Origin of the sequence: Rhodococcus sp. NPDC057014, assembly GCF_042673295.1 — a bacterium.
Classification (GTDB): domain Bacteria; phylum Actinomycetota; class Actinomycetes; order Mycobacteriales; family Mycobacteriaceae; genus Rhodococcus_F.
Genome location: NZ_JBHUSF010000078.1, coordinates 1 through 9,916, shown reverse-complemented (window position 1 = coordinate 9,916; position 9,916 = coordinate 1). Strand labels below are relative to the sequence as shown.

General features: G+C 69.6%; 10 protein-coding genes and 1 pseudogene. 4 read left to right on the top strand and 7 right to left on the bottom strand.

Features of this window, described 5'->3' with window-relative positions; all coding sequences use genetic code 11:
• Positions 1-8 precede the first annotated feature (8 nt).
• Genes ACFTZB_RS17610 through ACFTZB_RS17595 form a run of 4 tightly spaced genes read right to left on the bottom strand, consistent with a single transcriptional unit; the run spans position 9 to position 4,534 of the window.
• Complete coding sequence (locus ACFTZB_RS17610; protein WP_378433250.1) at positions 9-791, bottom strand: polyprenol monophosphomannose synthase; 783 nt, start codon at positions 789-791, stop codon at positions 9-11.
• Positions 718-2,421 (bottom strand): apolipoprotein N-acyltransferase, encoded by a 1,704-nt coding sequence (gene lnt / locus ACFTZB_RS17605; RefSeq protein WP_378433249.1) that lies wholly within the window; start codon positions 2,419-2,421, stop codon positions 718-720. The genes ACFTZB_RS17610 and lnt overlap by 74 nt, the downstream gene beginning before the upstream one ends.
• The gene (locus tag ACFTZB_RS17600; protein WP_378433248.1) at positions 2,411-4,015 is read right to left on the bottom strand and encodes an amidohydrolase; all 1,605 of its coding nucleotides are present in this window, start codon (positions 4,013-4,015) and stop codon (positions 2,411-2,413) included. Before ACFTZB_RS17600 ends, lnt begins: the two co-directional genes overlap by 11 nt.
• 12 nt (positions 4,016-4,027) lie before the next feature.
• Entirely contained in the window at positions 4,028-4,534 is a 507-nt protein-coding gene (locus ACFTZB_RS17595) for an FxsA family protein (protein ID WP_378433247.1), read from the bottom strand.
• A gap of 202 nt (positions 4,535-4,736) precedes the next feature.
• On the opposite strand from ACFTZB_RS17595, the gene ACFTZB_RS17590 reads away from it, so the two are divergent.
• A complete protein-coding gene (locus tag ACFTZB_RS17590; RefSeq protein ID WP_378433246.1) occupies positions 4,737-5,354 on the top strand; it encodes a hypothetical protein in 618 nt (205 codons plus the stop codon).
• A gap of 27 nt (positions 5,355-5,381) precedes the next feature.
• Here ACFTZB_RS17590 and ACFTZB_RS17585 read toward each other — a convergent pair whose 3' ends face one another.
• On the bottom strand, positions 5,382-6,041 hold the full coding sequence (locus ACFTZB_RS17585; RefSeq protein WP_124393470.1) for a response regulator transcription factor: 660 nt from the start codon (positions 6,039-6,041) through the stop codon (positions 5,382-5,384).
• 165 nt (positions 6,042-6,206) lie between these two features.
• Here ACFTZB_RS17585 and ACFTZB_RS17580 point away from each other — a divergent pair, with 165 nt between their 5' ends.
• The 3 genes from ACFTZB_RS17580 (at position 6,207) to ACFTZB_RS17570 (ending at position 8,707) form a co-directional block, all read left to right on the top strand.
• Complete coding sequence (locus ACFTZB_RS17580; protein ID WP_378433245.1) at positions 6,207-6,635, top strand: CBS domain-containing protein; 429 nt, start codon at positions 6,207-6,209, stop codon at positions 6,633-6,635.
• 11 nt (positions 6,636-6,646) lie between these two features.
• Complete coding sequence (locus ACFTZB_RS17575; protein ID WP_378433244.1) at positions 6,647-6,931, top strand: YciI family protein; 285 nt, start codon at positions 6,647-6,649, stop codon at positions 6,929-6,931.
• Between the two features lie 210 nt (positions 6,932-7,141).
• Positions 7,142-8,707 carry a hypothetical protein gene (locus ACFTZB_RS17570; protein ID WP_378433243.1) on the top strand — a complete coding sequence of 522 codons (1,566 nt, stop codon included), beginning with the start codon at positions 7,142-7,144 and terminating at the stop codon, positions 8,705-8,707.
• Between the two features lie 78 nt (positions 8,708-8,785).
• Here ACFTZB_RS17570 and ACFTZB_RS17565 read toward each other — a convergent pair.
• Positions 8,786-9,418: pseudogene (locus tag ACFTZB_RS17565) on the bottom strand (FAD linked oxidase); the annotation flags it as partial.
• 80 nt (positions 9,419-9,498) lie between these two features.
• Positions 9,499-9,828, bottom strand: coding sequence for an FAD-binding protein (locus tag ACFTZB_RS17560; RefSeq protein ID WP_378433252.1), 330 nt, complete (start codon positions 9,826-9,828; stop codon positions 9,499-9,501).
• Positions 9,829-9,916 lie beyond the last annotated feature (88 nt).

The window sequence follows — 9,916 nt, the reverse complement described above, 5'->3', positions numbered from 1 at the left end:
TCGTAGCGCTATCTGGCTGCCACGCCCTTGATCCTGGCGATCCGGTTCCGCAACCCCCACTGGGTGACCTTGAGAAGGGCCTCGCGGACGATCCCGCCACTCATCTTGGACTCGCCGATCTCCCGCTCCGTGAACGTGATCGGAACCTCACGGACCGTGAAGCCGTCCTGAATGGCCCGCCACGCCAGATCCACCTGGAAGCAGTAGCCGTGCGACTCCACCGCGGCCAGGTCCAGCTTCTCGAGGACCTCGCGGCGGTACGCGCGGAATCCGCCGGTGATGTCCTTGATCTTCACGCCGAGGGCCAGTCGGGAATAGATGTTCCCGCCGCGTGACAGCCACTCGCGGTGCTTCGGCCAGTTGACCACCGTGCCGCCCGGCACGTACCGCGACCCGAGGACGAGGTCGGCGCCGGCATCGACCTGGTCGAGCAGGCGATGCAACTGTTCCGGGGCGTGGCTGCCGTCAGCGTCCATTTCGACGAGGACGGTGTAGTCGCGGTCCAGGCCCCACCGGAAGCCGGCGATGTAGGCGGCGCCGAGTCCGTTCTTCTCCGTCCGGTGCATCACGTGGATGCGACCGGCGTCGTCGTTCGATGCGAGGGCGTCCGCGACGTCGCCGGTGCCGTCGGGGCTGCCGTCGTCGACGACGAGAACGTGTGTCCGCGGCAGCGCCGCATGCAGGCGCCGCACGATCGGGCCGAGATTCTCCCGCTCGTCATACGTCGGAATGATCACCAGAGTCCGTGCGCTCGGTGCCCCGCTCTGCCCGGAATCGGTCTCCGATGCCATGAGGATCCTCCCTGCCGGCAACTGCCGGCGCCTTCTCGGTACTGCTGTGAATCGGTGTGCTGACGGTGCGTCGTCGTTGCACCACGGCGAACGCGACGGCAGCGACGGCGCCGAGACACAGAAGAATCTCAGGAATCGGGCCGAGCCGACTTGCCAGCGTAGTACCGGTGCTCAGTGGCACCTGCGACACCAGGGCCGCGGGGACGAAGAGTGGGGTCTGCTGCACTGTGGACCCGTCGGGTCCGATGATCGCGCTGACACCGCTGGTGGCGGCCACGACGACGGCGCGCCCGTGCTCCACGGCCCGCACCCTCGACATGGCCAGTTGCTGGTAGGTCATCTCGGTGTCGCCGAACGTGGCGTTGTTGGTGGGGACGGCGAGGAGTTCGGCGCCGCTGCGCACCGATTGCTCGAACGCCCGGTCGAAGGCGACCTCGTAGCAGGTCGCGACGCCGACGGCGATCCCGTTCGCGTGGACGACCCCGTCGCCGTCGCCGGGAACGAAGTTGCCCGCGCGGTCGGCGTACGAGGAGAAGTGCCGGAAGAATCCGCGGTACGGCAGGTATTCGCCGAACGGCTGGATGATCTTCTTGTCGTGCTGCTCCTGCGGACCGGCATCGCCGTCCCACACGATCACCGAGTTGGTGGTGGTGCGGTCGGAGTTCACGAGCACCGCTCCCACCAGAATGGGTGCGCCGATCGCCTCGGACGCCCGGGAGATGTCCGCGGCGGCGTCGGCGTTGCGCAGCGGGTCGATGTCGGATGCGTTTTCGGGCCAGATGACGAGGTCGGGTTGCGGCGCCGCGCCCGAGGCGACGTCGTCGGCGAGTTCGAGGGTGCGGTTCACGTGATTGTCGAGGACGCGTTTGCGTTGGTCGTTGAAGTCGAGACCGAGTTTGGGGACGCTGCCCTGGATCGCGGCGACGGTGATCGTCCGGTCCCCCGAGTCCATGCCCGGCAGTGTCGGCCACAGCGCGAGCGAGACGACGGTCGCGGCAAGGGCGGCGACCAGACCGCCCGCGAGCGGCCGCAGCCAGTTCGTGGCGCCGCCCGCCCGGGCCCGCACCGTCATGGCGACAAACGCCAGTCCGGCGCCGGTCAACGCGACGGCGAAACTGAGCAGCGGGGAACCCCCGATGCTCGCGAGCGGCAGGAACCAGCCCTCCGACTGGCCGAACGCCAACCGCCCCCAGGGGAAGCCGCCGAACGGCACGCTCGCCCGCAGCCATTCCGTGAGCGACCAGCACGCCGCGATCCACAGCGGCGCCCAGCGCAGCCGGGAGACCAGCACGGCGAGTACGCCGAACAGTCCGATGTACAGCGACTCGACCGCGGCGAGCGCGAGCCACGGGAGGGCGCCGACGAACACCCCGATCCACGGGAGCAGCGGCACGAGGAAACCGAGTCCCGCGAGGTAGCCGTAGCCGAAGCCCGCGCGCAGCCGCGGTGCCGCGCCGCCGGCACCGGTGAGGACCAGCGTCAGCAGGGCGATGCCGAGGGGCGCGAGAAACCACAGGGGGCGGGGCGGAAATCCGGCGAAGACGAGGAATCCGGCGGCCGCCGACAGGACGGAGCGCACGAGCACGCCACGCTTTCCGGTGGTCCAGCGTGCCGTCGTGCTACCGCTCATGGACGACGCTCCCCCGGTGAACCGAACGCAGCAGGACCGGCGTGGGCGCGTCGTCCTCGAGACGCGGCAGGGCGGGCACCCGGGACCGGGGATCGGTCGACCACCGCTGCACGGAATCCTTGGGCGCACTGACCACCAGTTCGCCCGCATCCCACACGGCGTACGACGCCGGTGCGCCCGGAGCGAGCGTCCCGGCGAGACCGTCGCGGACCCCGCCGGCACGCCACGCGCCGCGGGTGGCCGCAGAGAACGCCGCGCGCGGGGAGATCCCGCTACCGGGTGTGCGGTGGTGGACGGCGGCGCGCAGCATCGCCCAGGGTTCCACCGGGGTGACGGGTGCGTCCGAGCTGAGCGCGAGCGATACCCCCGCGGAGGCGGCGGCGGCGAACGGGTTGAGGGTGAGGGCGCGTTCGGTTCCGAGGCGCTGCGCGTACAGGCCGTCGGTGCCGCCCCACAGGGCGTCGAATGCGGGCTGGACGCTGGCGATCACACCCCACTGCGCCAGCCGTGCCGCGTCGTCGCCGGTCATCATCTCGGCGTGCTCGAGCCGGTGCCCGGCGGCGGCGACGGCGGGACCGCCCAGTTCGTCGGCGACGGCGGCGAACGCGTCGACCGCGGCCCGGACGGCCGCGTCGCCGATGACGTGGAACCCGGCCTGGATTCCGGCGATCGTGCAGGCGCGCACGTGGGCGGCGATCTCGTCGACTCCGAGGTAGCTCTTGCCGGTGCCGCCGTCGAGGTCCGCATAGGGTTCGCTGAGCCACGCCGTGTGCGAGCCGAGGGATCCGTCGATGAACAGGTCGCCGCCCAGCGCGTGCGCGCCGGTGGCGTCGAGCAACTTCCTGGCCTCGTCGGCGTCGGTGACCGCCTCACCCCAGTAGCCGCGGACCTCGACGCCGTGCGGGGTGGCGAGGAGTTCACGGAAATCGTCGAGTCCGGCGATGTCGGGTCCGCCGCACTCGTGGACCGCGACGATGCCGCGCGAGGCGATGGCGTCGAGGGCGGCGACGCGGGCGGCGGACCGCTGCTCGGCCGTCAGCAGCGAGCGGGCGACGGTGCGGGCGGCGTGATGCGCCTCGAAGGTCAGCGGTCCCTCGGACGAGAACCCGGAGGCCTCGCTCAGATCCGGGACCGACCGGCGCAGGGCCGTCGAGCACACGGCCGAGTGGACGTCGATCCGGGACAGGTACACGGTGCGTCCGGGGGCGGCCTCGTCGAGTTGCGCCGTGGTCGGGCCGGTGCCTTCCGGCCACGCCGATTCGTCCCAGCCGTGTCCCCAGATGACCGCGTCGGAATGGGTGCGGGCAAAAGACGCGAGCCGGTCGAGGCACTCACGGAGCGAACCGACCCCCACCAGGTCGAGTCCGACGATGTTCAGGCCGAGCGCCGTGACGTGCACGTGGGTGTCGACGAACGCCGGGGTGACGAACGCGCCGCCGAGGTCGACAACCTCGGCGCCGGGGTGCAGCGCGCGGGCCGCGCGGTCGTCGCCGACCCACGACACGACACCGTCGGTCACTGCCATCGACGTGGCGTCTGGTGCAAAGGAACTGTAGATTCGGCCGCCGACCAGCAGTTGTGTAGTCACAGGCAACCAGTCTGCCTGTTAGGGCAGAACGCGGGGATCACGGGTCGGGGTTCGGGGCTCCTCGTCGATCACTTCGCCCTCGAAGACCTCGTCGACGACCTCTCCCTCGATCACCTCGCCGCGTCCGCGCCGGGGTGCCCGCGCGAACGCCTCGGCTCCGACCGCGACGGTCGCGGCGCGGCGTCCCGCCAGCAGGACGACGACGGGCCGGAGGGCCCACCGGGTGGGCGGAATGAGGAAGAGCAGTCCGAGCACCGATGTGACGAGGCCGGGAACGAACATCAGGGCGGAGCCCAGCGCGACGAGTGCGCCGTCCGCGACCGCGGCCCCCGGGGAGCCGTCGCCGCCCGCCGCCCGACGCAGTCCGTCCATCACACGACGCCACTGCGACCGCATCAGCAGCAGTCCGATCAGCGTTCCCCCGAGCAGGAGGAGCACCGTCCACAGCACGCCGATCGCGTGACCGACCAGAACGAGCGCGGCGATCTCCACCACTACGTACAACAGGAACAGTGCGGCGTACATGACGCCCCCTTTCGGACGGCCGGTTCATCGAGGGTCTGGGTCAACCGTCTGATCGTTCAACGTTCGAGATTGCCGTTTTTCTCCCGGCCGCAGATATCGAAGCGGCCACGATGCTAACCCTCAAGTTGACATTGAGACTCTGCACATGATGCAGTTCACTGCGATGGGGGTCTTCCGATCCCGCGCACAACGAGGAGCCGATATGACTCGTTCCACCGTCTTCCGCCGAGCCGCAATCGTTCTCGCGTCCGCAGCCGCCTTCGGCATGCTGTCCTCGGGACCGGCGTCGGCAGCACCGGTCGCCGACTTCGCAAAGGGCGCCGCCGAACTGCAGGCGCTGGCCACCGAGGTCTCCCCCGCCGCGACCGCCGCCGTCGACGCACTTCTCGGTGCCAGCGTGTTCATCCCGAAGGACGTGCTCGAAGTCGGACTCACCACGCCGCAGGACTTCATGTACCCCTCCCCCACCCTCGGGTGCGGCGTCGCCGACAAGCCCGCGACGGTCACGCTGGCCAGCGCACAGGGCGGCCCGAACCTGTTCCCCCAGATCAGCGCGAACCAACTCCGCTTCCAGGCGATCCCCGCCTACGTCGCGATCCCGCAGTCGTCCGAACTCAGCGTCGCGTGGATCAACCTGACCACGTTCCAGGGCGGCATCGTGAAACTCGACGACACACTGCCGATCTTGGGCACCCCGCTGCTGTCGAAGATCGTCGACACCGGCAAGGGCACGGTTCTCGCGACGATGTTCGGCACGGTCGGCTATGCCGACGCCGTCACGTGCACGGTGGTCCCGACCGTCGGCACCTTCACCGTCTGACCGCAGTACGCTTCCCCACCCGCCGGCCTACGAGCCGGGTCGCACCAGGCCCGTCTCGTAGGCCAGCACCACGGCCTGCACCCGGTCGCGGACGTTCAACTTGGTGAGAATCCGGCCCACGTGCGATTTGATGGTCGACTCCGACAGGAACAGCTGAGCGGCGATCTCCGTGTTCGACAGCCCGGTGGCAACCAGCTGCAGCACCTCCCGCTCACGTTCGGTCAGCACGTCGAGGACCTCCGGGTCGCGCAACGGCGCCGGACCGTCGTCGAGGAACCTCGCCAGCAGCCGCCGGGTCACCTTCGGCGACACCACGGCATCCCCCGCGGCCACACTGCGAATGGCCGATACCAGGTCTTCCGACGGGGTGTCCTTGAGCAGGAACCCGCTGGCCCCCGCCCGCAACGCACCCATGGCGTGCTCGTCGAGGTCGAACGTGGTCATCACCAGCACACGGCTCGCGACCCCGGACTCCAGGATCTGGGCGGTCGCGCTCACCCCGTCCACCACCGGCATGCGCACGTCCATCAACACCACGTCCGGTTCGAGTTTGCGCACCGCGGCGACGGCGGCCGCGCCGTCGCTCGCCTCACCGACGACGGTGATGTCGTCCTGGGCGTCGAGCACCATGTTGAGGCCCATCCGCATCAGTTCCTGGTCGTCGACGAGTAGCACGGTGATCGGCACAGCGCCAACCTAACACCGCGCTCCGGGTGCGCGCGCAGCCCGCGAGACGGGGCGGTCACGAGTGGATAACCAAACCAAGACCTCCATTAGCCCTGGCATACGCTCGAAGTCTGCCTATGATCGAGTCGGCGGACAGTGGGAGAGCCCAGGGATCGGGGTATCCAGATGCGAATCGCGGATGTGTTGCGGAACAAGGGTCCCGCCGTGGTGACGGTGGATCCGGAAATGTCGGTCAGCACCCTGATCGGCGAACTTGCCCGGCACAACGTCGGAGCCCTGGTGGTCACGGAGAACGACGCCGTCGTCGGGATCGTCACCGAACGCGACATCGTGCGCCGCATCCACGAACGCGGCCCCGACATCCTGAATGCGCGGGTCGTGGACATCATGACCACGTCGGTGTTCGCCTGCCTGCCGACCGACACCGTGGACAGTCTCGCCGAAACCATGACCGAACGCCGGATCCGGCACCTGCCGGTGATCGTGGACGGCCAATTGGTCGGGATCGTCAGCATCGGCGATGTGGTGAAGAGCCGGATCGGCGAGTTGCAGACCGAACGCGACCAGCTCGAGTCCTACATCGACCACGGCTGAGCGAGGACCACATGCCCCTGTTCGTCGTGGAATACACGTACAGCCCCGAGACGTCGGCCCTTCGCGACGATCACCGAACGCAGCACCGTGCGTGGCTGTCCGAGCTTCTCCGCCGCAAGATCATGCGCTCGAGCGGACCTCTCGCGAGCGGCCACGGTGCGCTGTTCATCGTCGACGCCGAGGACGAGGACGCGGTTGCGCGTCTGTTCGCGCACGATCCGTTCGCCGAGGAGAATCTGGTGGAGAACGTGCAGGTCCGCGAATGGTCGCCCGCAATGGGCGAATTCAGCGAGTAGCCCGCCGGGAATCGTCGGCGGCGGGCGGTCCCGCGGCCTGGGGACTCAACCCGCGGAACCTGGACCGGATGTGCCACCGGTTGCGCCTCCGACCCTGCGCCGTCGATTTCCCGTCTTACCGCGCCGCTAAACACTCGGCGCTCGCACGACCTCGTCACGTTCGGGTTCGGTGGCTGCGCGGCGTTTCCGCCTGCCCTCTACGATGTCGCGGTGTCTACAGGATTGCTGACCCCGCCGCTCGATCGGTCCACCCCGCCGCCGGTCGCGAACCCGTACCGGGCGCCGGCGATTCTCGCCGTCTCCGGCGCGGTGGTGGCGGCCGTGCTGTTCTGGGTCGTGTCCGGCAGCCTCACCGACGACGCCTACATCAGCCTGTCGGCTGCCCGGAACCTGGCGGTCCACGGCGAGTGGGCGATCGTGCACGGCCTGACCGCGAACACGTCGACGTCCCCACTGAATGTGCTGGTGCTCGGGGCGCTGACGTTCCTGACCCGGTTGTGGGGTCCGGGCGATCCGCTGCTCGCACTCGGGATGCTCAACGTCGCGGTCACCGCACTGTTGGGGTGGGTGCTGGCCCGGATCGGTCGGCGACTCGGCCTCGGAATGTCCTGGGCTGTGCTCGCGGGTGTGCTGGTGGTGTTCAACCCGTTCGTGTTGTCCGCGGTCGGGCTCGAGGTGCTGTTGATCCCTGCGGCCGTCGCGGTGATGGTGTGGTTCGCGCTCGACGGCCGGGCCGCGTGGTTCGGTGCGGCCGCGGGTACGGCGGCGCTGGTGCGTCTGGACCTGCTCGTGTTCGTTCTCGTCATCGCGGCCCTCTCGCCGGCGATCCGCGGCCAGGTGCGTCGCGTCGTCGCCGGATTCGCCGCGATCGCCGCGCCGTGGTACCTGTTCAGCTGGCTCGTCCTCGGTTCGGCCCTGCCCGACACCTTCCTGATCAAGCAGGGCCAGGCCTCCGACGTGGGCGGCTTCGACTACCTCACCGGCCCGATCATGTACTTCGAGTCCAACCCGTGGCGGACCGTCGCCGCATTTGGGCCCGCAGCACTCGGACTCGTCCTGCTTCTCCTCGCACTCTTCTCGTACGCCCGCTACCGGACGCGACCGCTGCCGGTGTCAGTGCCGGGAGCGGTGCTCGCGCTCGGACTGTCGGGCGCCGTGTACTACGCCGCCTACGTCGTCCTCGACACCGTGCCGTACCACTGGTACTACGTGGCACCCGCGACGACGCTGGCGATGTTCGCCGTCCTCGCCGCCGGCATCCATTGGACGGCTGCCCGCGACACGACGAACCGCGCCGTCGTCGGCGTGCTGGCCGGTGTGCTCGCCGTGCTGGGCGCCGGCGCGGTGTACTTCGACGTCGAGGGCGGTCTTCCGTGGGAGGCACCACCCATCTTCGGTAACTGGGCGAGCGCGCAGGACTACGAGCGGGTCGGCCGTGCGGTCGGGACGCTCGTCGGGGACGCACCGGTCCGGTCTCCGGGTGAGATCGGCACACTCGCGTACTTCTGTGAATGCGTGATCGTCGACGAGTTCTCCGACCGCGGGTTGGTGGTCGAGGACAGGTTGGTGCCACGCCTCGCCGAGGCCTCCGAGCCGGCACGAACCCTGCTCCGCGCGAACTACGCCTTCTTCGATTACCGGCTGGCGCCGGTGAACCCCGCCTTCGACCTCCGGTACGGGGAGGGTCGCGGTCCCGGCGGGCCGATGTCGTGGGAGGTGTTCTCCGCGGCCCGCGGAGTCGGCCACTTCACCCTCGTGCCGCTCGCCGCCGGCTGAGACCGGGGGACCGTCGTCGAAGATCTCGTAGCCGGGGGTGAGGACGTGATCGGGGTCGAATGTGCGCTTGGCCTTACGGAGACGGTCGAACGCGGGCCCGAAGTGCAGGCGCCAGTCCTCGGATGACATCGGGAACGCGCTGACCGGGTAGAGCGTGCCGCCGTTGCTGCGGACTCGTTCGTATACGGCCCGGTTGGATTCCACGAGCCGGTCGGCGTCGCCACGGCCGGCGGTCGTCGGCACCCGGACGAGGTTGAACGCGAAGCACAGATCCGCCGACGGGGTGCGCAGCAGCGGGCTGGTGATCGCCCCGGTGAAGATCGGGGAGAGCACGATCTGGCCGAATACGCCGAGGTCGTGGGCAGCGTCGATGCTGCGCAGCTCGTCGTCGACGACGTCCGCGACCCGGGAGTCACCGATGAACATCGTGATCCAGGGGTGCGGGTGGAACCACTGGCCGTTGGCGCGCAACGCCGATTCCAGCCCGGCAAACCGGTTCAGGTAGTCGGCATACGGAATCGTGGTCGGTGTCCGCCCGGCCGGATCGTCGGACAGGCCGGAAAGTAGGAGTTGGTCGTCCGGTGGGTTTCCGGTGAAAAATTTCGCGACATCCACCTGGAACGCCACACCACCGGACGGCGCCGCCGGAATCGCCCCCTGCACCGCATCGAAGCGGCCGTCGTATACCAGGAGACGCTGGTCGCTCAGCATCGTCGCCAGATCCGGGTAGGACAGCACGAACTTGCGGACCTGCCGGGGCGCCGCGACGAGTGCGAGCGTCGCCTCGGTGATCACGGCCACCTGGCCGAGGCCCGCGCACACCGCGTCGAACAGGTCCGTGTTGCGCTCCGCCGAACAGGTGATCGTCCGCCCTGCGGCAGCGTGGCGGCGAGTACCTCGCTCCACGTCGTGCCCGCGCCGACGACGATCCGGTCGTCCCGGACCTGGCCGACGGAATGCCGCGCGGTCATATCGGCCACGATGCCGCCCGGGGCGGACGATCGTCCCCACACCGAATGCCGCTGCCCCTGCGGGGCGAAGGTGCAACCTCGCTTCGCGGCCCAGCGGATCGTCGTGGCGATGTCGGCGGTGGAACCCGGCAGCAGAACGACCGCCGGCACCCTGCGCACCAGGCCCGAAGTCGTCGGCGGCGGCGGCGCGCGCCGCCCGGTCGCAGCGCAACTCGCCGTCCCCAACCGGGGGCGGCAC

Coding starts and splice junctions, on each gene's coding strand:
- ACFTZB_RS17610 (WP_378433250.1), bottom strand. CDS start 791: ATGGCATCGGAGACCGATTCCGGGCAGAGCGGGGCACCGAGCGCACGG.
- lnt (WP_378433249.1), bottom strand. CDS start 2,421: ATGAGCGGTAGCACGACGGCACGCTGGACCACCGGAAAGCGTGGCGTG.
- ACFTZB_RS17595 (WP_378433247.1), bottom strand. CDS start 4,534: ATGTACGCCGCACTGTTCCTGTTGTACGTAGTGGTGGAGATCGCCGCG.
- ACFTZB_RS17590 (WP_378433246.1), top strand. CDS start 4,737: ATGACTCGTTCCACCGTCTTCCGCCGAGCCGCAATCGTTCTCGCGTCC.
- ACFTZB_RS17580 (WP_378433245.1), top strand. CDS start 6,207: ATGCGAATCGCGGATGTGTTGCGGAACAAGGGTCCCGCCGTGGTGACG.
- ACFTZB_RS17575 (WP_378433244.1), top strand. CDS start 6,647: ATGCCCCTGTTCGTCGTGGAATACACGTACAGCCCCGAGACGTCGGCC.